21 protein-coding genes are annotated in these 25566 nt (G+C 66.2%); 8 read left to right on the top strand and 13 right to left on the bottom strand.

Annotation, left to right across the window (positions count from 1 at the left end; all coding sequences use genetic code 11):
• The first annotated feature begins 15 nt into the window (after positions 1–15).
• Together TVB01_RS03695 and TVB01_RS03690 are read left to right on the top strand one after the other, a co-directional pair.
• Complete coding sequence (locus TVB01_RS03695) at positions 16–2037, top strand: M3 family metallopeptidase (RefSeq protein WP_422454200.1); 2022 nt, start codon at positions 16–18, stop codon at positions 2035–2037.
• Positions 2038–2041: 4 nt separating this feature from the next.
• The gene (locus TVB01_RS03690; protein ID WP_422454198.1) at positions 2042–2755 is read left to right on the top strand and encodes a GNAT family N-acetyltransferase; all 714 of its coding nucleotides are present in this window, start codon (positions 2042–2044) and stop codon (positions 2753–2755) included.
• Positions 2756–2765: 10 nt separating this feature from the next.
• Here the strand turns inward: TVB01_RS03690 and pdxS are convergent, their stop codons facing one another.
• From pdxS to TVB01_RS03650, 8 genes are all read right to left on the bottom strand, one after another.
• A complete protein-coding gene (gene pdxS / locus TVB01_RS03685; protein ID WP_422454197.1) occupies positions 2766–3677 on the bottom strand; it encodes a pyridoxal 5'-phosphate synthase lyase subunit PdxS in 912 nt (303 codons plus the stop codon).
• Positions 3678–3742: 65 nt separating this feature from the next.
• The gene (gene pgsA, locus TVB01_RS03680; protein WP_422454195.1) at positions 3743–4390 is read right to left on the bottom strand and encodes a phosphatidylinositol phosphate synthase; all 648 of its coding nucleotides are present in this window, start codon (positions 4388–4390) and stop codon (positions 3743–3745) included.
• A complete protein-coding gene (locus TVB01_RS03675; protein WP_227916647.1) occupies positions 4384–4995 on the bottom strand; it encodes an HIT family protein in 612 nt (203 codons plus the stop codon). Before TVB01_RS03675 ends, pgsA begins: the two co-directional genes overlap by 7 nt.
• Before the next feature lie 18 nt (positions 4996–5013).
• Positions 5014–7026 carry a threonine--tRNA ligase gene (gene thrS / locus TVB01_RS03670; protein ID WP_422454193.1) on the bottom strand — a complete coding sequence of 671 codons (2013 nt, stop codon included), beginning with the start codon at positions 7024–7026 and terminating at the stop codon, positions 5014–5016.
• Between the two features lie 77 nt (positions 7027–7103).
• Complete coding sequence (locus TVB01_RS03665) at positions 7104–10550, bottom strand: DNA polymerase III subunit alpha (protein WP_422454191.1); 3447 nt, start codon at positions 10548–10550, stop codon at positions 7104–7106.
• A gap of 12 nt (positions 10551–10562) precedes the next feature.
• Positions 10563–10874, bottom strand: coding sequence for a DUF6504 family protein (locus tag TVB01_RS03660; RefSeq protein ID WP_227895667.1), 312 nt, complete (start codon positions 10872–10874; stop codon positions 10563–10565).
• Positions 10875–11015: 141 nt separating this feature from the next.
• A complete protein-coding gene (locus TVB01_RS03655) occupies positions 11016–12680 on the bottom strand; it encodes an MDR family MFS transporter (protein WP_422454189.1) in 1665 nt (554 codons plus the stop codon).
• Between the two features lie 260 nt (positions 12681–12940).
• Positions 12941–14437 (bottom strand): MDR family MFS transporter, encoded by a 1497-nt coding sequence (locus TVB01_RS03650; RefSeq protein WP_422454187.1) that lies wholly within the window; start codon positions 14435–14437, stop codon positions 12941–12943.
• 493 nt (positions 14438–14930) lie between these two features.
• Between TVB01_RS03650 and TVB01_RS03645 the strand changes: the two genes are divergently transcribed.
• Complete coding sequence (locus tag TVB01_RS03645; protein ID WP_422454185.1) at positions 14931–15959, top strand: DUF2776 family protein; 1029 nt, start codon at positions 14931–14933, stop codon at positions 15957–15959.
• 22 nt (positions 15960–15981) lie between these two features.
• On the opposite strand, the gene TVB01_RS03640 is transcribed toward TVB01_RS03645, so the two are convergent.
• On the bottom strand, positions 15982–16611 hold the full coding sequence (locus tag TVB01_RS03640; protein WP_422454183.1) for a DUF2087 domain-containing protein: 630 nt from the start codon (positions 16609–16611) through the stop codon (positions 15982–15984).
• Between the two features lie 117 nt (positions 16612–16728).
• Here TVB01_RS03640 and TVB01_RS03635 point away from each other — a divergent pair, with 117 nt between their 5' ends.
• A complete protein-coding gene (locus tag TVB01_RS03635) occupies positions 16729–18030 on the top strand; it encodes a CoA transferase (RefSeq protein WP_422454181.1) in 1302 nt (433 codons plus the stop codon).
• A 13-nt stretch (positions 18031–18043) separates the two neighbouring features.
• On the opposite strand, the gene TVB01_RS03630 is transcribed toward TVB01_RS03635, so the two are convergent.
• Both TVB01_RS03630 and TVB01_RS03625 read right to left on the bottom strand, forming a co-directional pair.
• Positions 18044–18385 (bottom strand): chorismate mutase, encoded by a 342-nt coding sequence (locus tag TVB01_RS03630; protein WP_422454179.1) that lies wholly within the window; start codon positions 18383–18385, stop codon positions 18044–18046.
• A gap of 10 nt (positions 18386–18395) precedes the next feature.
• A complete protein-coding gene (locus TVB01_RS03625; RefSeq protein WP_422454177.1) occupies positions 18396–20678 on the bottom strand; it encodes an MMPL family transporter in 2283 nt (760 codons plus the stop codon).
• Between the two features lie 200 nt (positions 20679–20878).
• Between TVB01_RS03625 and TVB01_RS03620 the strand changes: the two genes are divergently transcribed.
• Positions 20879–21313, top strand: coding sequence for a VOC family protein (locus TVB01_RS03620; protein ID WP_422454175.1), 435 nt, complete (start codon positions 20879–20881; stop codon positions 21311–21313).
• Between the two features lie 28 nt (positions 21314–21341).
• Here TVB01_RS03620 and TVB01_RS03615 read toward each other — a convergent pair whose 3' ends face one another.
• The gene (locus TVB01_RS03615; RefSeq protein ID WP_422454173.1) at positions 21342–22127 is read right to left on the bottom strand and encodes an SOS response-associated peptidase; all 786 of its coding nucleotides are present in this window, start codon (positions 22125–22127) and stop codon (positions 21342–21344) included.
• Positions 22128–22294: 167 nt separating this feature from the next.
• Between TVB01_RS03615 and TVB01_RS03610 the strand changes: the two genes are divergently transcribed.
• The 3 genes from TVB01_RS03610 to TVB01_RS03600 all read left to right on the top strand — a co-directional run bounded on the left by TVB01_RS03610 (position 22295) and on the right by TVB01_RS03600 (position 24412).
• Positions 22295–22567, top strand: a complete 273-nt coding sequence (locus tag TVB01_RS03610; protein ID WP_422454172.1) for a mycoredoxin — start codon at positions 22295–22297, stop codon at positions 22565–22567.
• A 130-nt stretch (positions 22568–22697) separates the two neighbouring features.
• Complete coding sequence (locus TVB01_RS03605) at positions 22698–23783, top strand: S-(hydroxymethyl)mycothiol dehydrogenase (protein ID WP_422454170.1); 1086 nt, start codon at positions 22698–22700, stop codon at positions 23781–23783.
• Positions 23783–24412: an MBL fold metallo-hydrolase gene (locus tag TVB01_RS03600; protein ID WP_422454169.1), complete on the top strand. Its 630-nt coding sequence runs from the start codon at positions 23783–23785 to the stop codon at positions 24410–24412. Before TVB01_RS03605 ends, TVB01_RS03600 begins: the two co-directional genes overlap by 1 nt.
• Before the next feature lie 101 nt (positions 24413–24513).
• On the opposite strand, the gene TVB01_RS03595 is transcribed toward TVB01_RS03600, so the two are convergent.
• Complete coding sequence (locus TVB01_RS03595) at positions 24514–25554, bottom strand: hypothetical protein (protein WP_422454167.1); 1041 nt, start codon at positions 25552–25554, stop codon at positions 24514–24516.
• Between the last annotated feature and the right edge of the window lie 12 nt (positions 25555–25566).

Raw genomic sequence — 25566 nt, 5'->3', positions numbered from 1 at the left:
AAAGTCTTGGTTTTCATGAGCAATGCCCTACTTTCACCCAGCGCCCTTCCGTATGAACTGCCGGATTTCACGGCCATCTCCGCCGAGGACTTCCTTCCCGCTTTCGAAGCCGGGATGAAGGAACAGCGTTCGGAAATCGACGCCATCACCGCCCGGGCGGAACCAGCCGGGTTCGAAAACACTATTGCCGCACTGGAGCGTTCCGGCCAGTTGCTCGCAAGAACCTCCGCCGTCTTCTTCAACGCGGTCATGTCCCACGCCACCGGCGAGGTCCAGGAAGTGCAGAAGCAGGTGGGTCCGCTCCTTTCCGCCCACGAAGATGCGATCTACCAGGACTCCGCGCTCTTCGAACGCGTCAGCTCAGTGCCTGCGGACGGCCTGGATGATGAGTCCGCCCGGCTGCTGGCTGAATACCGGCGCAGGTTCCTGCGCGCCGGTGCTGCTCTGGACGACGCCGGGAAGGCCAGGATGCGTGAGCTCAACACCCGCCTGGCGGAATTGGGGACGGCTTTCTCCCAGAAACTGCTGGCCGACACCAATGAGTCCGCCCTGGCGGTGGACGACGAGTCCGAGCTGGAGGGCCTCTCCCCCGATGACCTCGCCGCCGCGGCTGCGGCTGCCGGCGAGGCGGGTTCCGCCTCGAAGTACCTCCTGACCCTGATCCTGGCGACGCCGCAGCCCGCGTTGGCACGGCTGAAGAACCGCAGGACCCGGCAGCGGCTTTTTGAAGCCTCGGTCAACCGCGGTTTCCGGGACAACGACGGGAACACCCTTGGCATCGCCGCCGAGATGGCAGCCCTCCGTGCCGAGCGCGCGGCCCTGCTGGGTTACGGCAGCCACGCCGAATATGCCGTCGGGGACCAAACCGCACCGTCGATTGGTGCCGTCCATGACATGCTCTCGAAACTGGTGCCGCCGGCGGTCCGCAATGCCGGCGCCGAAGCGGAGAAGCTGCAGGCCGCGGCGGCGCGGGACGGAATCCAGGAGCTGCAGCCGTGGGACTGGGCCTACTACTCCGAGCAGGTCCGGCGGGAAGAATTCGCCGTGGACCTGGATGCGCTGCGTCCCTGGTTCGAGCTGGACCGGGTCCTGAACGACGGCGTTTTCTTCGCAGCCAACCAGCTGTACGGGATCACCTTCACCGAACGCCCGGACCTCACCGGCTACCATCCTGACGTCCGGATCTGGGAAGTCCGGGACCAGGACGGCAGTGGACTTGGCCTGTTCCTGGGCGACTACTTCACGCGGGAGACCAAGAGCGGCGGCGCCTGGATGAACGAGCTGGTGTCCCAGTCCCGGCTTCTGGGCAGGAAGCCGGTTGTGGTGAACAACCTCAACATCTCCCGCCCTTCCGAGGGCGAACCGGCGCTGCTGACCTTCGACGAAGTCGTCACCGCCTTCCATGAGTTCGGCCATGCCCTGCACGGTTTGTTCTCCGACGTCGAATTCCCCTTGTTCTCCGGAACCGCCGTGCCGCGGGACTTCGTGGAATACCCCTCGCAGGTCAACGAAATGTGGATGCTCTGGCCCGAGGTGGCAGCCAACTTCGCCCGGCACTACCAAACGGGCGAACCGCTTCCGCAGGAGACTCTCGACCGGATTCATGCTTCATCGCTCTGGGGCGAGGGCTTCCGCACCACGGAGTACCTGGGAGCCACCCTGCTTGATCTCGCCTGGCACGAGCTGTCCGCGGGAGAAACGGTAACGGATCCGCAAGCCTTCGAAGAAAAAGCCCTGGCCGACTCGGGAGTCAGCCTTCCGCTGGTGCCGCCGCGCTACCGCACAGGCTACTTCAAGCACATTTTCGCGGGCGGCTATTCGGCTGCGTACTACTCCTACATTTGGAGCGAAGTGCTCGACGCCGACACGGTGGAGTGGTTCAGGGAAAACGGCGGCCTGACGCGCGCCAACGGCGATGCGTTCCGCACCAAGCTGCTCTCGAAGGGCTACTCGGCCGATCCCCTGGAATCCTTCCGCAACCTGCGGGGCCGGGACCCGGAAATCGGCCCGCTGCTGGCCCGGCGCGGACTGTCCTAAGGCCATGGCAACGATCGCGTCCTGCCAGCGCCTGCAGCATGCCTGGTTTACCGCCCTGGCATCAGCGACAGGCGGCCGCTCGTTCGGAACGCATGAGTCACGCTGGGTGTGGCTTCCTGCCCGCCGCCAGCTCATGCTGATGTTCCCGGACGAGATCTCGGCTGCAGGAATCCGGCCCGGACTGGCTGAAGGATCCCGGCTCGGGGCCTCTTCTGTGACGGCGTGGCTGGGCGGGTCCGTGGATCCCGCACCGCTGGACGCTTTCGGCTTCCGCCGCGGCCCGCAGACCTGCTGGATGACGGCGCCCGTGCATGCACCGCAGGCATGGCCCGGCACGGCTGCGGCTGTGGAGATCCAGCCGCCGGAGGTCTCGGGCGCAGATGCCGAGGAACTGCGGGTCGGGCATTCCCAGCCTCGGCAGGCCTGGCATATCGCTGCCCGTGATTCCGCCCGCATGACCGGGCGGGCCTACGCGTTTTATCCCAGCGGGATTGCCGGACTGTCCGAGGTCGGCGGAATCTTCTCCCTCGCTGTCGGAGCCTCCAGCCGGCGGCGCGGCTTCGGAACGGCGTTGCTGAGCTCCGCCGCTGCTGCTGCCGAAGCCGCGGGTGCGAAGGATCTGATCGTCAACGCGACGGCGCCGGGACAGGACCTGTGCGCTGCCCGCGGTTTCTCCCTGGTGGGCCGCGGGCGTACGTACACCATGGCTATTGGCTAGGTGCTGTGCGTTACCAGCCGCGCTCGGCGAGACGGTGCGGCTGCGGGATCTCGTCGACGTTGATGCCGACCATTGCTTCACCGAGTCCGCGGGAGGCCTTGGCGATTTCGTCGGGATCGTCATGGAACGTTGTTGCCTTCACGATCGCGGCGGCGCGCTCGGCGGGGTTTCCGGACTTGAAGATGCCCGAGCCGACAAAGACGCCGTCGGCTCCCAGCTGCATCATCATGGCTGCGTCGGCCGGGGTGGCAATGCCGCCGGCAGTGAACAGCACGACAGGCAGTTTGCCGGAGGCAGCTACCTCCTTCACGAGTTCGTACGGGGCCTGCAGTTCCTTGGCCGCGACGTACAGCTCGTCTTCCGGCAGGGAGGACAGGCGGGCAATTTCGGTGCGGATCTGCCGCATGTGCATGGTGGCATTGGATACATCGCCGGTTCCGGCTTCACCCTTGGAACGGATCATCGCGGCACCTTCGTTGATCCGGCGGAGGGCCTCACCCAGGTTCGTCGCACCGCAGACGAAGGGAACGGTGAACTTCCACTTGTCGATGTGGTTGGCGTAGTCAGCCGGCGTGAGGACTTCGGATTCGTCAATGTAGTCGACGCCGAGGGACTGCAGCACCTGCGCCTCAACGAAGTGCCCAATGCGTGCCTTCGCCATGACGGGAATCGAAACAGCGTCAATGATGCTGTCGATCATGTCAGGATCACTCATGCGGGAGACACCGCCCTGGGCACGGATGTCGGCGGGGACCCGTTCCAGCGCCATGACGGCAACGGCACCGGCGTCCTCGGCAATCCGGGCCTGGTCAGCGGTAACGACGTCCATGATGACGCCGCCCTTGAGCATTTCGGCCATTCCGCGCTTGACCCGGCTGCTTCCGGTGGAAGCTGCAGGCTGGGAAGGGTTTTCTTCAGACATGGCGAAGCTCTCTGGTAGGACGGCGGTAGAAGGCCATCCTAAGCCCCGTGAAGCGCACGCTTGGGCTATTGCTGCGTATCTTTTCCGAGGTCTTTCTTTCCCAGGACTTCGGCGGTGGCCTGGCGCCGGACCGTGCTCATCCGCTGGAAGATCGTGACGCCGCTGGCCAGGCACAGCGCAAGGAGCACTATCAGGAGCACCGGTTCGGGCACGCCCAACCCCACCAGTCCGGTGGCCGTCAGCAGGAAAACCAACCGCTCCGCCCGTTCGGCCAGGCCTACGTTCGCGTCGAAACCGAGCGACTCGGCCTTGGACCGGATGTAGGAGACCAGCATGCCCAGGACCAGGCAGATGAGCGCCGCAATCCCGATCGCGTCGTTGTCCCCGCCCGTGAAGAACCAGATGCTGACGCCGGCGAAGAGGGAACCGTCCGCGAACCGGTCCAGCGTGGAATCCAGGAACGCTCCCCATTTGCCCTTGCGTTCCTGCTGGCGGGCCATGATCCCGTCAATGACGTCGGAGAAGACAAAGAGAACGATGAAGATCGTTCCCCAGAACAGCTGGCCCAGCGGGTAGAAGACCAGGCCGCCGATCATCACGCCGAGGGTACCGATGATCGTGACGGCGTCAGGTGAGACCCGGTGCCTGATCAGCCAGGTGGCCAGAGGGGTGAACAGCGCGGTGAAGAACCCTCGGGCGTATTTGTTCAGCACGCCTGGGCCCCACCGGTTTCCGCCGCGGACGGCTCAGGTTCGGCCGGCCAGGCATCGGCTACCTGCTGCCGTACCTCTCCCAGGGTCTGGGTGATCGCCTTGGTGTGCGCAATGATCGGCAGGAAGTTCCCGTCGCCGCTCCAGCGCGGAACGATGTGCTGATGCAGGTGGGCAGCGATACCGGCTCCCCCCGCGGTGCCCTGGTTCATTCCCAGGTTGAAGCCGGCAGGTGCGGAAACCTTGCGGAGAACGCGCATTGCGGTCTGCGTGAGCGCTGCGATTTCCGCCGTTTCCTCCACGTCAATGTCCGTGTAGTCCGGAACGTGGCGGTACGGGCAGACCAGCAAATGGCCCGCGTTGTAGGGAAACAGGTTCAGGATCACGAAAGCGTGCTTGCCGCGGTGGACAATCAGCGCTTCTTCATCGGTGTGCGACGGCGCCGCGCAGAACGGGCAGTTGTTTTCCGAGGAAACCTGCTCCTGCCCGCCCTTGATGTAGGCAAGGCGGTGGGGGGTCCAGAGCCGCTGGAAGGCATCCGGCACTCCGGCGAGTTCGAATTCATCCGTCACTTCGCCGTCGTGCGGATACTGCTCCTGGCTTTCCATCTGGACTCCCCCGCGCCGCTACTTGTCCCGGTTCCGGACAGCTTCGACGATCCGTTTCACGGCTTCTTCGACGGGCACGCCGTTATCCTGGCTGCCGTCACGGAAGCGGAAGGAGACCGCCCCGGCCTCAGCGTCTTCGCCGCCGGCGATCAGGACGAACGGGATCTTCTCCTTGGAGGCGGTACGGATCTTCTTCGGGAAGCGGTCGGTTCCGGCGTCCACCTCGGCACGGATGCCCGCGGCCTTGAGCTTGTCGACGACGTCGTACATGTAATCGTTGAACGCCTCGGCAACGGGGATGCCGACGACCTGGACCGGAGCCAGCCAGGCGGGGAACGCACCGGCGTAGTGCTCGGTCAGCACAGCCATGAAACGCTCAACCGAGCCGAAGAGGGCACGGTGGATCATGACCGGGCGCTGGCGGGTGCCGTCGGCAGCCTGGTATTCGAGTTCGAAACGTTCGGGCAGGTTGAAGTCCAGCTGGATCGTGGACATCTGCCAGGTGCGGCCAATGGCGTCACGTGCCTGCACGGAGATCTTCGGACCGTAGAAAGCTGCTCCCCCGGGATCCGGAACGAGGTCCAGGCCGGATGCTTCGGCAACCTCGGCGAGGGTGCGGGTTGCTTCTTCCCACACCTCGTCGGAACCAACGTACTTTTCCGGATCCTTGGTGGAGAGCTCCAGGTAGAAGTCATCCAGGCCGTAGTCCTTGAGCAGGTCCAGCACGAAGTTCAGCGTGTTGGCCAGCTCGTCCTTCATCTGCTCGCGGGTGCAGTAGATGTGGGCGTCGTCCTGGGTCATGCCGCGCACGCGCGTCAGGCCGTGAATGACGCCGGACTTCTCGTAGCGGTAGACCGAACCGAATTCGAACAGCCGCAGCGGCAGTTCACGGTAGGACCGTCCGCGGGAGCGGAAGATCAGGTTGTGCATGGGGCAGTTCATCGGCTTCAGGTAGTAATCCTGGCCGGGCTTGGTGACCTCGCCGGTCTCGGGGTCGGTGACCTCATCGACGTGCATCGGAGGGAACATGCCGTCGCGGTACCAGTCCAGGTGGCCGGAAACCTCGTACAGGTGGCCCTTGGTGATGTGCGGGGTGTAGACGAACTCGTAGCCGGCTTCGGTGTGGCGCTGGCGGGAGTAGTCCTCCATGGCCTTCCGGATGATGCCGCCCTTGGGGTGGAACACCGGCAGGCCGGAGCCCAGCTCGTCCGGGAAGGAGAACAGGTCCAGTTCGGTGCCCAGCTTGCGGTGGTCGCGGCGCTCGGCCTCGGCCAGGCGTTCCTGGTAGGCCTTCAGGGCGTCCTTGGTGGGCCAGGCGGTGCCGTAGATGCGCTGCAGCTGCTGGTTCGCCTGGTTGCCGAGCCAGTAGGCAGCGGAGGAACGGGTCAGCGCGAAGGCGTTGGAGATCAGCTTCGTGTTGGGCAGGTGCGGGCCCCGGCAAAGGTCGCACCAGACAACATCGCCGGACTTGCGGTCAACGTTGTCGTAGATGGTGATCTCGCCGGCGCCGACCTCGATGTTTGCGCCCTCGCCCGCTTCCTCGGCGCCGTCCTTCTTGCCCAGCAGTTCCAGCTTGTACGGCTCGTTCGCCATCGCTTCGCGGGCTTCGTCCTCGGTGACCACGCGGCGGACAAACTTCTGGTTCGAGTTGACGATCTTCTGCATCATCTTCTCGAGGGTCTTCAAGTCCTCCGGCGTGAACGGCTCGGCGACGTCGAAGTCGAAGTAGAAGCCGTCCTTGATGTACGGGCCGATGCCCAGCTTGGCGTCCGGGCGCAGCTGCTGCACGGCCTGGGCCATCACATGTGCGGTGGAGTGGCGCAGGACGTTCAGGCCGTCTTCGGAGTCGATGGTCACTGCTTCGATGCCCTGGCCCGGGGCGAGAGGGGTGTCGAGGTCCTTCAGGACGCCGTCGACCCGCATCACGACTACCTCGCGGCGCTCAAAGAAGAGCTGAGCACCTGTGGTGCCAGTATCCACCGTGGTCTCTTCGCCGTCGACGATGAGGGTGAACTGTTCCGGCACTGACACGTTTGTCTCCTAGATTCGTTTGTGCTGGCACCTGCGCACGGGTTTGCCCGCGCGTCCAATGGCACGCCTTTACGATGTTATCCGCTGTGCTTGGGCCCCACCAACCTGCCGCGCTCTTCCGGGGCAGGACGTACGGGCAGGGAAGCTGTGTCCGTAAGGTCCCAGGCCTGGAGCGCCTGCAGGCTCATGCCCCGGGGTCCCGTGCGGCGGGTGAGCCCCCGGATCAGCATCAGTTCGGTGCCGAAGAGCAGGGGGCCGGTCTTTTCCTGTGCTTCAGTGAAGAAGGTGCAGTCCACGCATCCCGTGCCGTCGTCGAGGCTGATGAACACCACGCGGCGCCCGCCGCGCATCGGCGGAGTCTGCGTGGCGACCCGGATGCCGGCTACCAGCACCTCTGTGCCGTTGCGCAGCTGCAGCAGCGATTCGGCTTTGGTCACACCCAGGGCTGCCAGCAGCGGTTCATAACTGTCCACCAGATGGGCGCTGACGTCGACGGCGAGCAGGTCCAGTTCGGTGCGGACCCGTTCCGGCAGTGTTGGTTCAGGCAGCTGCGGAACCAGGTTGGTCAGTTCCGTGTCCCCCAGCGGCAGGGACAGCTGGCCGGGAATGGGATCGTACTTCCGGGACCCGGATTTCCCGGTGGTCTCCGCCAGATGCTGCAGCAGGTCGGCACGGCTGCCGCGGGACCCGGTCTCGCGGGTGAGCGAATCGAAGGCGCCCAGCTGGGCCAGGCGCTGGAGGGACGGTCTGGACAATTTGGCGCGGGCCCGAAGGTCCGCCAGGGAGTCGAAAGGCTGCCCGGCGGCGATCCTGCGGACTTCAGCGGCCGAGAGTCCGTAGATTCCGGCGAAGCTCAGGCGGATGCCCAGGCGTTCCGGCTGGGCCTTCCGGCCGGGGCCCGCGGGCACGGCGGGTACCCGTTCCACGCGGTACTGTTCTCCGCTGCGGTTGATGTCCAGCGGCAGGATCGGAATACCCATCCTCCGGGCTTCGGCAACCAGCAGCCGCCGGGGATACATTCCGGGGTCATGCTCGAAAATGCCGGCGAGGAAGGCTTCGGGGTGGTGGGTCTTGAGCCAGGCGGACTGGTAGGTGGGAACAGCGAAGGCAGCACCGTGGGCTTTGCAGAATCCGAAGCTGCCGAAGGCCTTCAGCGTTTCCCAGACCTTGTCGATGGTCTCCGCGTCGTAGCCGCGTTTCTCCGCCGCCCGGCGGAAGAAGTCCTCCACCCCCGTTTCGACGTCGGGATTTCCCAGCAGCCGGCGCAGTTCGTCTGCCTTGGCCAGTCCGCAGCCGGTGAACACGTCAAAGGTCCGCAGGACCTGTTCGTGGAAAACGGTCACTCCGTGGGTTTCGGCCAGCACCGGGCGCAGCGATTCGTGCGGGTACTCCTCCGGTGACCAGCCATGCCGGTGTTCCAGGAACGGACGGACCATGTCCGATTTCATGGGACCGGGCCGGAAGAGGGAAATGTCGATGATCAGGTCGTTGAATTCCCGCGGCGCCATTTTCCCCACCAGTTCGCGCTGGCCCGGGGACTCAATCTGGAAACAGCCCAGGGTGTGCGTGCTGCAGATCAGGTCGTAGGTGGGTTTGTCATCCAGCGGCACGGCATCCAGGTCGATCCGCCCGTCGTCGGCTATCCAGGCCGGAGGGCTTCCGTCCGCAGCAGGCGGGTGCGCGCCGGCCGCTGCCACCTCCTCCCTGCCCGGGTGGATCCGGATGATCTCCTTCAGCGCGAACGCCATCGCCGACTGCATGCGGACGCCCAGCACGTCGAGCTTGAGCATGCCCATAGGGTCCATGTCGTGCTTGTCGAACTGGGACATGGGAAGGCCCAGGCCGCTGGGCTGCACGGGGGTGCGGTCCAGCAGGGATGTATCTCCCAGGATGACCCCGCACGGATGCATGGAGATATGCCGTGGCAGTCGGTCCAGCCGCTCCGTGAGGTCCACCAGCAGATCCAGCTGGCGGTTCTGCTGCACTGCCTCGGCAACGTCCCGCAGCTCGGGTTTCTCTGCGAGCGCCTCACGGAAGTGGCTGGCAGAGAAGCGCCACAGGGCCTTCGCGACGGCGCCGACCTCCTCTTCGGGAAGGCCCAGGGCCATACCGGCGTCGCGCACCGCCCCGCGTGCCCGGTATCCGTTCTGCATGCTCATCAGGGTCACCCGCTGAGCCCCGAAGCGTTGGAAGATGCGGTGGTAGACGTTGTGCCGTTCGGCGCTTTCCACGTCAATGTCGATGTCCGGCAGGGTGGAACGGTCCCGGGACAGGAACCGCTCGAAGATGAGGTCATGTGCCAGCGGGTTCACGTGGCTGACTCCGAGCAGGTAGTTCACCAGGGAGGAGGCTCCGGACCCACGGGCTGCTGCCCGCACCCCCATCTCCCGAATCATCGTGGAGACTTCGGCGACGGTCAGGAAATAGGACGCGAACCCGAGCCGTTCGATAATGCCCAGCTCGTGTTCGAGCCGGTTGCGCATGGCCGCTTCCGCGGTGGAATCCAGATGGCCGAAGCGCCTGCCAATTCCGGCTTCGCAGCGTCCGCGCAGCTCCAGGCCCGGTTCGGCGTCAATCCCGATGACCGATGCCTCCGGCACCACCGGCTGCTTCCATCCCATGTCCGACGCCGGGTCGATACGGCAGGAATCGGCGAGCGCCTCCGTGCCGGCGAGCAGTTTCGCTGCACCGGAACGCCCGTAACCGGCTTCATGGCTGATTTCCGCTGCGAGCGCGGCCATCTGCTTCCCGGACTTCAGCCAGCCCTGGCCGTTGGGCTGCAGGTCAGCCAGCTGCCCCATGGAGGTCAGGGCACGTGCGGCGTCGAGCACGTCTGCCGTAGCTGCTCCGTCTTCATCCACATAGCGCACGGCGTTGGTCAGCACGGCGGGAATGTTCATCTCATCGGAGAGCCGGAGCATCCGTACTGCGTGGGCCAGGCTGAGGTTTGCCCCCGGGGCGCTGAGGTGGGTGACCACCTCAACGGCGAGCGCCGCACGTGGCACAACCGCCAGCCAGCGGCGAAACAGAGTGCGCGCGACGGCGTAGCTGCGGCTGCGCATGGCTCGTCCGACGTCCGAGTAGGGACCCACCAGGACAGTGAGCAGCGGTTCCCCGTCCTTTCCAACCGACCGGGAGGCGAGCTGTTCCAGCGTGATCCTGGCCGGGCGGCCTGCCCTGCCGCGGGAAGGAGACGTGCCGGCGTGTGCATCGGAAATCAGCCGGCACAGCGCATGGTATCCGGCGCCGTCGTTATGCCCGTGGGCCAGGATCACTACCCTCCCGGTGACGGCGGCGTCTTTGCCTTCACTGTCCAGGATGGCGAGGTCCACGCCGACGACCGGGTCGATACCGGCATCCATGCAGGCACGCAGGTGTTTGACCGTGCCGTACAGGCCGTCCCTGTCGGTGCAGGCCAGCGCGTCAGCACCGTCGGCCGCGGCGGCCCGGGCCAGTTCATCCGGCCAGGACGTGCCGTAGTGGGCGCTGAACGCGGTAGCGGCGTGGAGATGGGTGAAGCTCATGGCGGCAGGACGCTAGGCGCTTTCCCGCAGGGCGTCATGGATCCGGATCAGCCGCCAGGTATTGGAGGCAGTCTGCCGGGAGATATCCAGGGTGCGCAGCGCGGAGCGTGGGTTCAGGCGTGCCTGCACCCGCCAGATCTCCGAGTCCACCAGCCCGGCCCCGTGCCCGCGTTCTGCCCGGGGTTCTTCCTCCCACCAGCTGCGGCGCTCATACCAGCGCACTGGATTGGCTGCGACCTTGTAGGTCCTCCCCTGCCAGGTAAGCCGCAGCGGGATGCCCGCCGGAGAACACACCACCTCTATTGCTTCGCTGAAAAGTCCCACGGCTGCCCCTCCACGTGCCTAGGCCAGGCTGAAACACCTGGCTGAAAATATTCGAACATATATTCGAACTCCAGTGTACGGCTCCAGTCTGACAATGGGCCCGGCTGTGCCTAGGAACCTGGTGGGAGTCCTGTGCCGGACTCATTCCGACGCTGCCTCAACCCGGGTCTGCCTGGAGAGCGGTATCTCCTGAATGAACAGGCACAGCACCCCGCCGGCGGCCACGATCGGCACGCTGAGCAGGAAGATCGGGGGCATGGCCTGTCCGAACGCTGAAGCGATCACCTCTTTGGCCTGCTGGGGCAGGCTCTGCAGCAGGGCCGGGGTCAGCGAGTTGATGCTCCCTCCCGGAATGGCGTCCGCGGCACCTGCGGGAGCCCCGGCCAGCTGGTCCGTCAGCCGGTTCACGAAGATGGACCCGAACGCCGCAATACCGAAGGACGCACCGATCTGGCGGAAGTAGTTGGCTGAGGAGATCGCCGTTCCCATGGTCCGGGGCGGCACGCTGTTCTGCACAATCAGGACGAGGTTCTGCAGCAGCGCCCCGATCCCCATGCCCAGGACCGCCATCCCCACGGCCGTGAACCAGTAGGGGGTCTCGGCCGAAATGCGGGACAGCAGCAGCAGCCCGCAGATCACCGCGGCGCACCCCGCAACGGGGTAGATCTTGTACCGGCCGGTGCGCGAAATCAGCTGGCCGGTTCCAATGGAGGTCAGCAGCAGCCCTCCCATCATCGGCAGCATCATGAGGCCAGACTGCGTGGCGCTGGCCCCTCCCACCATCTGCAGGAAAGTAGGGAGGTAGGAAATGGTGGAGAACATGGCAATTCCGACGGCGATACCCGCCAGCACAGGTACCAGGAAGTTCCGCATCCGGAACAGGCCCAGCGGCAGGATCGGCTCCGATGCCAGGGATTCCGCCCACACGAAGGCACCTCCGGCCACCAGGGCAGCAGCGGAAAGGCCCAGGATCTGCGGGCTGGACCACTCATAGGTTGTCCCGCCCCAGCTGGTCACGAGGATCAGCGCGGTCGAAGCCGCCGCCAGCAGTGCCGCTCCCAGGTAGTCCAGGCGCGGGCGCACCCCGCCGTGCCGCGGCAGGTGCAGGGAGGTGATGACGACGGCGAGCGCCACCGCGCCGATGGGCACGTTGATGTAGAAGACCCACCGCCAGGACCAGGAATCGGTGATCCAGCCGCCCAGCAGCGGCCCGCCGACTGAAGCCAGGCCAAACGCCGCACCGATCAGGCCCATGTACCGTCCGCGTTCCCGCGGGGAAACCAAATCCCCGATGATCGCCTGCGCCCCGATCATCAGCCCGCCGCCGCCTATGCCCTGCAGGGCCCGGAAGGCGATCAGCTGGCCCATGTTCTGGGACAGGCCCGAAAGCACCGACCCCAGCAGGAACACGGCAATGGCGAAGATGAAGATGTTCTTGCGGCCGAACAAGTCACCGAGCTTGCCGTAGATGGGCAGCCCGATCGTCGCAGCGAGGATGTAGGCGGTGACTACCCAGGACAGGTGCTCCAGCCCGTTCAGGTCCCCCACGATGGTCGGCAGGGCCGTGGCTACGATGGTCTGGTCCAGCGCTGCGAGCAGGACCGAGAGGACAAGACCGGTGAAAACCAGTATCCGGCCACGCCGCGCTCCTTCGCCGGCCGGTTCCCCGGGGACGTCCCCTGGGGTTCCCGATCCAGGTGCACCAGGCCCTGTCTCCTGGCCGGGAGCTGCGGGCGCTGCCGGTGCGGGCCCCTCCTGGCCGGAGTCATGCCCTCCCGCCGGACGTGCCCCTGGGTTTGCTGCCAAACGGGGCGCTATCCAGCCTTTCCTGCCTGCCGGACCGGTTAAGCCTGCCCGGATGGCACTCTCCCGGGCGGCGGCCTGCCTTTCCTCCGGTGTTTTCCGGTGCCGGGGTTTCCTGGGCCTCCCTGCCTGGTCGGTCCGGGGCGGAACCGCCGGGGAGCCGGCAGAGGCCGGGGCAGCATGCCTGGGGTGCCGATGTACGCCGGAAACCTCAGTGCCGCCGCCCTGGGCCGGGACTGCCGGGTGTGCACCGGTGCGGACCATCAGCGTTTTGCCTCCCCGTCCAGCTGCACGCTTGCCTCTGTGGCCAGGGGAATCTGCCGGATAAAGAGTGTCAGCACGAACGCCGCCCCCAGCGCGGGGATTCCGAGCAGGAAGATCGGCGGCAGGGCGGTTGCAAAGGCATCGGCGATGAAGTCCCGTGCCGGGGCCGGCAGCGCCTTCAGCTGCTCGGGGCTGATGGAGTTCACTCCCCTGCTCGTCACCCCGCGAACGGCCTCCGGGGCGTTGGCCACCTCGTCGTTGAGCCGGGAGATAAACACGGAGCCGTAGACGGCGATTCCAAGCGTTCCGCCGATTTGCCGGAAATAGTTCGCGGAGGAGACCCCGGTGCCCATGTTCTGGGGCGGAACGCTGTTCTGCACAATCAGGACCAGGTTCTGCATCAGCGCACCGATTCCCAGGCCGAGCACGAACATGCCCAGCGCAGTGAACCAGTACGGAGATTCCGCGGAGATCCGGGAGAGCAGCAGCAGCCCCAGGATCATCACCAGCGATCCCAGGACCGGATAGATCTTGTAGTGTCCGGTGCGGGAAATGAGCTGGCCGGTCCCGATGGAACTGAGCAGCAGTCCTGCCGTCATGGGCAGCATCATCAGCCCCGAATCGGTGGCGCTGGCCCCGTTGACCATCTGCAGGAAGGTCGGCAGGTAGGAGATGCTGCCGAACATCGCCAGCCCGACGGCGAGCCCCACCAGCGTGCACACCACAAAGTTGCGGATCTTGAACAGCCTCAGGGGAAGGATCGGCTCCGGAGCCCGCAGCTCCACCGGGATGAACACGGCAATAGCAACCAGGGCTGCTGCGCCGAGGCCAAGGATCGTCGGGGACGTCCAGGCGTACGTGGTTCCGCCCCAGCTGGTAATGCCCACCAGGGCCGCACTCGCGAAGGCGAGCAGGATGGCACCGGGATAGTCCAGCTTGATTCCGGCTGCGCTGCGCTTGGGCAGGTGAAGGGAGGTGATGATCAGCGCCAGGGCAATGGCTCCGAGCGGCAGGTTGATGTAGAAGACCCACCGCCATGACCAGTACTGGGTCAGGTAGCCGCCCAGCAGCGGTCCGCTGACCGAAGCGACTCCAAATGCAGCGCCGATCAGTCCCATGTATTTTCCGCGCTCGCGAGCAGGGACGATGTCTCCGATGATTGCCTGCGCACCGATGATCAGGCCGCCGCCGCCCACGCCCTGCAGCGCCCGGTAGGTGATCAACTCAGCCATGCTGTGCGCCTGGCCGGAGAGGGCCGATCCGATGAGGAAGACGATGATCGCGAAGATAAAAATGTTCTTCCGGCCCAGCAGGTCACCGAGCTTGCCGTAGATGGGCAGCCCAATGGTGGAAGTCAGCAGGTAGGCGGTGATGACCCAGGACAGATGGTCCAGTCCCTGCAGGTCGCCCACGATCGTGGGAAGGGCGGTGGAGACAATGGTCTGGTCCAGGGCCGAGATCAGTACAGCCATGATCAGGCCGGCAAATACCAGCACTATCTGCCGCCGGCTATGCGGTGACGGTGCTGCCGGGCCATGCTGATCGGGCGGCACGGGCGGCTGCTCGGCAGCAGAGGGGGGTGGGCGCCGGTAGGACGACGCCGGAGATCCAAGATCAGTGGCGGCACGGGCCCCCGTATGGGTAGCTTCGGCTCCATGGGCTGTGAATCGAGCGGCCAATGACGCCTCCTTGGGAAGTCATCCGTGGATGGTCCGGAACCAAAACCCACTAACCATCAGACGCCCGCCATCCTGCCAAGTCAACGGTCGGCGGAGCCCCTTGGGTCCGGACTGCAGTGACCCCGAAGGCATCGCCGCCGCGGAAGGCACGAACTTCCGCGGCCGTGATCTGTTCCCTGCCTCGGGCATTGTTCCGCGGGTAAGGCAGGCGCAAACTTGACTAACCGCGGACCGGCCACGATGTCGAAGCCGCACGGAATCCTCTCTTCCCAGCGGGACGTGCCATGAACTGGACAACATGAACCGGACAATGAGCATCATTTTCCGCGCCATCCCCCTCCTGATGGGCGCGGTCTGCCTGTCCTACGGCCTCTACATCCTGTCCGGGCCCGAGGATGCCAATCACTTCATTGCCGGACACGTCAACGTGGGGCTGACTGCTATTTGTTATGCCCTGTTCACGACGGCGGCCACCATCATCAGGCAGCTCATCAACCGTTACGGGCGCGTGTGGGAGTTTGTCCTGCCGCTCTCCGGCTACGTGGCCGCTGCCGCTGCCATCCTCTGGGGCATAGTTCTGGCCAACCGGGACAACGCCGCGGAGAACCTCACCGCAGGCTTCGTCGTGATCGGAGTAGGCCTGGTCGCCGCCTGCGTCAGCACCGTAGCGGCCGCATCCACAAAGTTCACACTGATCCAGTCGGCACAGCTGCTCGAGCCGTTGGGCGGACCGCCGGAGGGCGCCCATTCCCGCGCCGCCGGGACGGCGCTGACCATCGTTCCGGCTGCCGCCGCCGTCGCCGGTTTCTCCCTGGCCGGCGGGATGCTGGCCCGCGGAGACACTCCCGGGTTCGTTGCAGGCCACGTCCTGATCGGCCTGTCTGCGATCTGCACGTCGCTGATATCCCTCGTCGCGAGCATCGTGCGCCAGGTGCGCAACGTGTTCAGCGACGGTGAGCGATTCGCCTGGGCGTGGCTCGTTGGAGCCGCGGGCCTGGTCAACGTGCTGCTCGGGCTCTTTGTACTGTTCAGCTCAAACGAGCCGTATCGACTGGCACCTGGATGCGTGCTGATCGGTCTGGGGCTGATCTGCTTCAGCATTCTCTCGAAGGTGCTGCTGCTCGCGCTTGTCTGGCGGCGCACGTTTGCCCTGGCCAACCGCATTCCGCTGATGCCCATCGGAACGGCGCTCACCTGCCTGTTCTTCGCCGCGTTCCTTTTTGAAGCCGCAGGCACGGAACCGGCGTTCTTTGTCGGCGCGCACGTCCTGGTTGGACTCGGAGCCGTCTGCTTCACGCTCTTCTCCATCGTGTCGATCCTGGAAGAGGGAACGTCGTAGCAGCAGGGAACGGCGCTGCTGTTCAGCCGGCAAATTCGATACCGTCCGCCGGACGCGGCTTGGCCAGCCAGTAGCGGGACCCGTCCGGGCTGCGGCGGAGGATTCCTTCATCGACCATGGCCCTCCGGAACATTGCCGGGTCCTGTGTGAAGGCGGCGAGCCTCCGGGTGACCTCGGCTTCCGTCAGCCGGGCACGGCCGGCAGGATTCCCGGCATTGCCGGTGCCGGTGCCGGCGTCGTCCGTTTCTGTGTCCTTACCGGTGCCGAGGGCACCGTAGCGTGAGAAGACCTCCCCGGCCAGGTAGTGCAGGACGTCCAGGCGGTCGGCACGTTTGGAGGGCAGGCTGCCGGAGCTTGACGGGCCCAGGTGCCGGAGCGGGGACTCATCCCGGGGTGTCCGGTCAGCAGCCAGCAGACGGGAGAAAACCTCCGGGACAGGATGCAGGCCGTCCTGTCCGTCCCGGACCAGCCCCGCCTTCAGCAGGACGTCCAGCGACTTGGTCCCGGCACGGTCCAGATCGCGGCCCGCGAGCGGTTCGCCCTGCCCGGCCGCGGTGATGATCCGGCCGTACAGGTCCAGCCGGCGCGAATCTGCGAGCGCGGCAACCGCCGCTTTCCATCTGGAACTGCCGGCTGTGCCTGGATCTTTCACCTGCGGTGCCCTTTCACGCCTGATGGGTGCGGATATTTGTGCGGCCGGCGCCTGTCCGGGCCCTGATCTGTGACGTAGCCTACTGCAACAGGAACCGGGACCGAGGGGAGCTGCCGCATGGAGTCGTGCTATCCCGTGCGCTCCTTCGCGGCCGCGTCCGTCGCAGCAGCCGGCAGCGCGGTTGCGGAACTCGCTTCCCGGCTCTCCGGCCTGCCGGTCCACGCCGAAGCCCTCCCGGATCTTTCCCGTGCCTGGTTTGGCGGCTCCTTCCGTCCCGCCGGATGGGTGGTTCCGCCGCCCTGGGACCCCCTCTCCCGGAACTACCGCTGTGCCGACGGCTGGGTACGGCTGCATACCAACGCCCCCCACCACCGCCGGGCTGCGCTCGCAGTCCTGGGCCTGCCCGCGGATACCGGCCCGGAGACCGCGGCCTTGGCCGTCAGCGCCTGGAAAGGCGGGGAACTCGAAGAAGCCGTGGTGGAAGCCGGCGGCTGTGCGGCCCGGCTGCGGACGGTGGAACAGTGGCAGGCACACCCGCAGGGAGAGGCTGTCCGGGCCGAACCCCTCATTTGCTGGACCCGCCGCGCTCCGCAGCTGCCCGCTGAAACGGCAGGGTCCCCGCAACGGCCGCTGGACGGTGTGCGGGTCCTGGATCTTACCCGTGTCATCGCCGGACCAGTGGCTACCAGGTTTCTTGCCGGATTCGGTGCCAGGGTCCTGCGCATTGATCCGCCCGGCTGGCAGAAGCCTGCGCTGGAGGCGGAAATGACGGTGGGCAAGAGCTGTACCCGGCTGGACCTGCGCACCCCAAGCGGTGCTGCGAAGGTCCGCGAACTGATCTCAGCTGCAGACCTGGTGGTGCACGGCTACCGCCCCGGTGCCCTCACCGGACTGGGACTGGACGAACACCGCCTCCAGCAATTGCGTCCCGGCGTCGTCACCGTGGCGGTCAACGCCTGGGGCTGGACCGGTCCGTGGCGCGGCCGCCGGGGCTTTGATTCCCTGGTGCAGACGGCGACCGGAATCGCCGACGCCGGCATGGCCTGGTCTTCGGCAGGGGCTCCGCTGCCGCTGCCGGTCCAGGCACTGGACCACGCCACCGGATATCTGGCTGCCGCTGCAGCCGTCCGGGCCTGGTCCCGTCGGCTGGACGGAGAGGTATATGCCGCCAGGCTCTCCCTGGCCCGGACAGCGGAGGAGCTGCAGCGAACTGCCGACAGCCGCCGTCCGGTGCCCCCGCCCTGGGAGTTACCGAAGGAGCCGTCCGCTCCCGCGCTGCCGCGGACAGCAGAGCAGACCTACTGGGGACCCGGCGAGCGCCTGGCACCGCCCGTTGTCTTCAGCTCTGAAGGACCGGTTCCCGTTCTGAAGTGGGAGCTGCCCGCGGGACCGCTCGGATCAGCGCCCGCGGCCTGGTAGCCGGCGAACCGGGCTAACTGCGGCTGAAAGCGTCCAGCCTGGCCTGCGCTTCGTCTTCGCGGCGGGTGCGCAGCTCATAGTCGATGAAAGCGTCGATCATGGCGCGGTAGGTCTTCTCCACCACCGTGGAGTCCTGTTCCTGTGCTTTGGCGGCCTCCCGCACGTGGTTGATGACTTCCTCCACACGGTCCCGGGCACGGACCTGGGCGTCGTCGTCCTTCAGGCCCCCGGCAAGCCGGACCAGGCGTTCGCGGCGCCAAATCAGCGCCACAATCTCTTCGTCAATCTCGTCAATGGCCGTGCGTACGGCCCCAAGCTGTTCGGTAGTCGGGTCTGTTTCCACTGTTTCTCCCATGGGTTCGAGTTTACCGGGACCCCGCTGCGGCCTTGTCCTGCTCTGCTGGCCGGCCGAGTTTCGACGGCCACCAGATCCGCGGGCCAATGTCATAGGACAGGGCGGGAACCAGCAGCGATCGCACCACCAGGGTGTCCAGCAGTACGCCGAAGGAAACAATGAAAGCCAGCTGCGCCAGGAACAGCACGGGGATCACGCCCAGCGCGGCGAAGGTCGCAGCGAGCACGATTCCGGCAGAAGTGATCACGCCCCCGGTGATCATCAGTCCCCGGATAATCCCGTCCCGGGTGCCCAGGACGAGGGTCTCTTCCCGCACCCGGGTCATCAGGAAGATGTTGTAGTCCACGCCCAGGGCAACCAGGAAGATGAACCCGTACAGCGGGACCGCCGGATCCGCGCCCGGGAAGTCCAGCACGTAGTTGAACAGCAGAGCCGAGATGCCCAGCGTCGCGCCGAAGGACAGCATGACGGTGAGGATGAGCAGGAACGGGGCAAGCACTGCCCGCAACAGGAGCATCAGGAGGAAGAAGATCACCACCAGCACTACCGGGATGATCAGGTTGCGGTCATGCTCCGCGGCGTCGTTGGTGTCCACGGTGGTGGCGGTGGTACCTCCCACCAGGACCTCCTGCTGGTTGTCCAGCTTCTGCCGCAGCTCCCGGACCGTGTCCTCCGCCGCCGTCGAGTCGGCGTTCTCCGTCAGGGTGGCCTGGAGCAGCACCTGTCCGTCCACCGTCTTCGGAGTTGCATTTTCGGAACCCGGGATCGGCGGGACCTGCACGCCGGCGTCCGTGACGGGCAGGGTTCCGGCCGGAGTTCCCTGGGCCACCACTGTGACATCGGAAACCCCGTCAGTGCCAAGCACCGTGTCCGCCACGGACTGCAGCTCCGATTCGGGGGCGACAATCAGCACCGGGCTGCCGGATCCTGAAGGGAAGTACTCGCCCAGCGCTGCCTGGCCTTCCTTGGCCTCCGTCTGACCCAGGACAAAGTCGCTCTGCGGCACACCGGAAGCGCGGAAGTCCACCACGGCCACTGCGGCGGCGGCGAGGATGACGGCGCAGATCAGCCAGGTGCGCCGGGAATGGTTGCGCACGGTGCGGGCCACAGCGGGCCAGAAACCGCGGGCCTGGTGGTCACGGTCCGGATGCGGGGAGCCAAAGGCCGGACGGCGCGGCCAGAACGCAGCCCGGCCAAAGACGAAGAGCAGCGAGGGAAGCAGCGTCATGGCGGCCAGGTAGGAACAGACGATCCCGAGGGAAGCCACGGGAGCAAGCGCCTTGTTGGAGTTCAGGTCGCTGAGCAGCAGGCACAGCAGGCCGGCCACCACGGTGCCGGCGGAGGCGGTGACCGGTTCCAACGTGCCACGCAGGGCGGCACGGGTGGCTCCCCAGCGGTCCGCGTGGTCACGCAGGGCTTCCCGGTAGCGGGAGACGTAGAGCAGGGAGTAGTCCGTGGCTGCGCCGATGCCGAGGATGAAGAGAATGCCCTGTACCTGTCCGTTGAGCGTGACTGCACCCGCTTTGGCCAGCCAGTACACCGCCAGGATCGCGGCGGAGAGGGCCAGGATGGAGGTCAGCAGCACCAGGATAGGCAGCAGCGGCGACCGGTAGACGATCACCAGGATCACCAGCACCGCGATGACCGCCACGATCAGCAGCGCACCGTCGATGCCGCCGAAAGCCTGGGAGATGTCCGCCAGCTGTCCGGCGGGTCCGGTGACGTAGGCGGAGAGCCCGTCTGGCAGTCCGTCCTTTGCCACGGTGCTGAGGTTCTCCACGTTGTCGGCCGCGGCGTCGTCGTCCGCCACCGGAACAAAGACCTCCGCCGCCTTCCCGTCCTCGGAGAACTGGGCCGGGGACACTCCGCCGCTGACCCCGGGGGCATCGGCGAACGCCGTGGTCCGGTCCTGGATGAAAGAGCGGTCCGCGTCCGTCAGCCCGCCGTCGTTGACGTAGAGCACGACCGCGGGAATCGCCTCGCTGTCCGTGAACTCCGGCTGCAGCTCACTGACCTTCGTCGATTCAGAGCTGGAGGGGAGGTAGGATGCCTGGTCATTCTGCTGGACTTCGCTGATCTTGCCGAAGTACGGTCCGCCCACTCCGCCCAGCCCGAACCAGACAATAATCAGCAGCACAGGTATGACTAGCCGCAGCCACGCCGGCGGGCCGGCGCTGCGCCCGGTGTCCCGGGGTGGTCCCTCCCCGTCCGGAGGAACGGCGGTTGCGCCGGCCGAGGCCGGGGACCGGCCTGACCCTGTCTGGCCGGAGTGAGGGGGGATCGCTGTGCTCATGGGCCTCGTCGCATTCTGCGAGAGCGCGGGCTGGCCCTAACCGGCCATCACCCCGCCTGTGGACGTGCACTGCCGCCTTCCATGAGAGACCCTCCGGTCCCGCCGCGTCAACAGGCTGCAGGACTGACTGCTCTTCGGACGGGATGACGCCTCTTCGCCATATTCTGGGTTTGACGCCGGTTCAGTGGCAGGATCAGTACATGCTGCCCCAGTTGAGCGTCGTCACCCTTGGCGTGAGCGACGTCGAAGTTACCTATGCTTTTTACTGCCGGCTTGGCTGGGACGCGCTGCAGTACGTTCCCGGCGAAGTCGTTTTCTTCCAGGTTGGACACGGCATCGTGCTGTCGTTCTTCCGCAATGACCACCTTGCTGCGGAGTCCGGAGCCACAGGATCCGCGGCCATGGCACCGGTCACCCTGGCCCACAACGTGGAGTCGCCGAAGGAAGTCGATGCGATCCTGCATGAAGCGGCGGCTGCCGGCGGGTCCATCGCCGCCCCCGGAACGCAGATGAGCTGGGGAGGATACTCCGGGTACTTCACCGACCCGGACGGCTTCCGCTGGGAAATCTGCCACAACCCCGGACTGTTCGTGGACGCGGACGGAAACGTCACCCTATCCGTCCTGGAGTCCTAGGGTCTCCGGCCCCAGGGTTTACAGAGTCCTAGAACAGCGCGTCCTCCGGCGCTGACGCCGGACGTGCCGGGACAGCCTCCAGCAGCCACGGACCGTCGTTACGGACATTTCCCACAGCAGGGTCGGCCGGGTCCAGGCGGAACTGCCCGGCGGTTGCATACGCCTGGTCCAGGGCTCCCGCCAGCAGGTCGATGGCTGCAGCCTGCCCCAGCGTCCCCGGCCTGATCCAGTCCGCGAGCGCAGCGGCTGAGAGCGGCAGGGGCAGCCGGTCGTGAAGGGCCCCCAAGCCGGCCAGGACGGAATCGGCGTCCCGCGGGTCGGGAGCGGCCAGGGTAATAATCGAGGTTGAGAGCAGCCACCGGCCGTCCTTCCCGGCCGGGACCGCAGGGTCGGCCCACCATTCGTAAAGCCCCGCGAACCAGCTCAGCTTTCCGTCGGCCCGGCGCACGAAGTACGGCTGTTTGGTGCCGCCCGGGCCCTTCGTCCATTCGTAGTACCCGTCCATGGGCACAGCACACCGCCGTGAGAGGACTGGCTCCCGGAACGTGGGCTTCTCCAGCAGCGTCTCGCTGCGCGCGTTAAACCCGCGTACCCCCACGGATATGTCCTTCGCCCACGCCGGAACCAGCCCCCAGCGGGCCGTGTGGATCTGCCGGACCCGGGAACCGTGCACCAGCCGTTCCAGGACCACCGGTACGTCAGACGTGGGAGCCACGTTCCAGGACTGCCTGAGCTCAAGGTTCGCATCCGCTTCCGCTTCTGCTTCCGCCACCAGGTCCCCAATGGCCCTGGCCATGACGTATCGACCGCACATGTTCCCAGTCTGCCCAGCAGGAGTGCGGACAGCTAATTCACCGGCGCGCCTAACGCGCCGGCCCCCGGCGCTCAATCCAAAGCTGCCTGGGAATGGAAGACCGTCCGCAAGTGTTCCCTTGGCAGCACAACCGTCAGTACAAACAACCCAGCAAGGAGAACTCCCCCATGACCGCACCCGCCGAAGCGTTCACTCCAGCAGCCGGAACCATCACCATGTTCTCGACCAGCTGGTGCGGCTACTGCCGCCGCTTGAAGTCCCAGCTGGATGCCCAGGGAATCGGTTACACCGAGGTCAACATCGAAAATACCGAGGGCACCGCGGAACTCGTCGAGTCCCTCAACGGCGGCAACCAGACCGTCCCCACCGTCCTCTTCCCCGACGGTTCCTCGGCAACCAACCCCTCAGCCGCCGAGGTGAAGTCCCGTCTGGGCCTCTGACCTGCCCGAACACTGGTGCCCATCCCGGGGCCGCGCAAGTGACCGCCCGCCTCGGCGGGCCGAGGGTGGGACAGTAGCCCCGGAATGCCGGGGTGCCCCTGAGATATCTCCCGAGAGGCAGCCCTCCCCCATGGTTCATAAGGTCCAAGCTGTAGTAGTCAAGGAAAAGAACGCTCCGGTATCGCTGGAGACCATCCTGGTTCCGGACCCCGGGCCCGGTGAAGCACTCGTGGACATCCTCACCTGCGGTGTCTGCCACACCGACCTGCACTACAAGCAGGGCGGGATCAGCGACGACTACCCCTTCCTCCTCGGCCATGAAGCGACCGGCGTGGTCTCCGCGGTCGGCCCCGACGTCACCGAAGTAGCCCCGGGCGACCGCGTGATCCTGAACTGGCGTGCCGTGTGCGGCGAATGCCGTGCCTGCCGCAAGGGCCAGCCGCAGTACTGCTTCAACACCCACAACGCCACGCAGAAGATGACGCTGGAAGACGGCACGGAACTCTCCCCCGCCCTGGGCATCGGCGCATTCGCCGAGAAGACACTGGTCGCCGCCGGCCAGTGCACCAAGGTGGACGACGACGTCGATCCGGCCGCGGTGGGCCTGCTCGGCTGCGGTGTCATGGCCGGCATCGGCGCCGCGATCAACACCGGCGAGGTCAAGCGCGGGGAATCCGTGGCAGTGATCGGCTGCGGCGGTGTCGGCATTGCCGCTGTTGCCGGTGCCAAGCTCGCCGGCGCCACCACGATCATCGCCGTGGACATCGATTCCGCGAAGGTCGATCTGGCCCTGGCCAACGGTGCCACGCACGGTATCAACTCCCGCGAAGAAGATCCGGTCGAGGCCATCCGCGCGCTCACCGGAGGCAACGGCGCCGACGTCGTTATTGAAGCCGTTGGACGCCCGGAAACCTACAAGCAGGCGTTCTACGCCCGCGACCTGGCCGGCCGCGTGGTCCTGGTCGGCGTTCCGACGCCCGATATGCAGATCGAACTGCCGCTGGCGGACGTGTTTGGCCGCGGCGGATCGCTGAAGTCCTCCTGGTACGGCGACTGCCTGCCCTCCCGCGACTTCCCCATGCTGGTGGAGCAGTACAAGCTGGGCCGGCTGGACCTGGACGCCTTCGTCTCCGAGCGGATCGGCCTGGGCGACGTCGAGGAAGCGTTCACCAAGATGCACGACGGCAAGGTCCTGCGTTCGGTGGTGGAGCTCTAATGGCGGCACGGATCGACAAGGTCGTCACCTCCGGCACCTTCAGCCTGGACGGCGGCACCTGGGACGTGGACAACAACGTGTGGATCATCGGTGACGACGCGCAGGTGATCATCATCGACCCGGCCCACGACGTTGACGCCATTGAAGCCGCCGTGGGCGAGCGGGAAGTCATGGGCATCCTGCTGACACACGGCCACGATGACCACATCCGGGCCGTCCTTGCTGCCCAGGACCGGTTCAGCGCACCGGTGTTCCTGCACGCAGAAGACCGGATGCTCTGGGATGCCGTGTTCCCGGACGAAGGACCGGATGACGTCATCGAGGACGGCGACACGTTCGAAATCGCCGGAATAACCCTCGAAGCACTGCACACCCCGGGCCACTCCCCCGGATCGGTCTGCTTCTACGCTCCCGAACTGGGCACCGTGTTCTCCGGTGACACGCTGTTCAGCGGAGGTCCCGGGGCCACGGGCCGCTCATACAGCGACTTCGGTACCATCATCGAATCGATCCGCACCCGGCTGCTGAGCCTGCCTGCGGAAACGGTGGTGAATACCGGCCACGGGGATTCGACGTCGATCGGTGCTGAGGCACCGCAGCTGCAGGAATGGATTGCCCGCGGCCACTAGTCCGGCCCGTTTCCTGTCGCTCGTCGAGGGGACAACCGAGGGGACAGTTACGGCTCGCTGCGCGTGCCGAAGCTGTCCCTTCGGGTTTCCGGGGGGTGCGTTCAGGGCCGCTGGACCTGCCAGCCTTCGTTGCCCTCTGCTGCCTGCCAGTCCGTCGGTTCTCCGGCTGCCTCCAGGATGTCGGTCAGCCACCAGGTTTCGCCCGGAGCCCAGCCGGCGAGCATGGTCTTTTCGTAACTGGTACCCACGACGCTCCCGGCAGTGCGCAGGTATGCCTGAACGGTGAGATGGACGCCGTCGAAATCCTCCGAGACGGCCACCCAGTCCGGAATGCGCCAGAACCAGGTCTCCGCTTCAGGCGTCCCCGCGGCTTTTGACCATGCGGCCCGGCGGGGCAGGGTGACGTCCAGCGGGTAGCGGCGCACCAGCTCTTCCCAGCGGGCCGGACTGTCGATTTCATAGATCCGGGCCCCGGAACGGGCCCGGAGCGGAAAGGTCCGCGCCTGCCTCCAGGCCAGCGGGTCCTCCACGAGGCTCAGCCCGGCCGGCCCGCTTCCAGGAAGGGCGGACGTCGTGATGGGAAGCCCCACGAGTGCCGGACCGGACCACCATCTGCCAGTCCATCCCGCAGCAACAGGAGCGTTCGTTCGCTGGACAAGGATGGCCCCGTGCCACTGTTTCAGCTTGTCCCTTGCACCCGAGAGGCTCACCTCCCCCGTACCTTGGACAACGTTGCTCCCGATCCACTGCACGTAATGCTGGAGCGGTGCACTGGGTTGTGTCCACCAATCCGACCCGGCTGAACGCATAGCTGCGGCGGCGGCAGGGATCAGGGCCTCCCGGACCTCCGGCTCAGCCAGCAGGCGCGAAATTTCGTCCGGCGGCCGCCAGTAAACAGCACGCCGGACCACCCGGGCCAGGCACTTGTGGAGCTCGGCAGCGCTGATTGCAAGGTCTTCGGGCACGGAGGTGAGCATGCGGAGCACCCGCTCGGCATTCCGGGACAGACCAGGCGGCAGCAGCCGCCTGGTGTCGTAGAACTCTGCGGGGTGCGAAGGCGATGCTGACCGGGCGATCTCGAGACTGAGCTCCCGTCCCCGGGGACCCTCGAGGAGCGCCTTGGCCGAGGAAGCAGATTCCATGATGTCAACCTA

This window comes from Arthrobacter sp. 7Tela_A1 (genome assembly GCF_049311065.1).
Taxonomy (GTDB): domain Bacteria; phylum Actinomycetota; class Actinomycetes; order Actinomycetales; family Micrococcaceae; genus Arthrobacter_B.
Note: the sequence above shows the minus strand (reverse complement) of the source record. Positions and strands in the feature narration are given on the sequence as shown.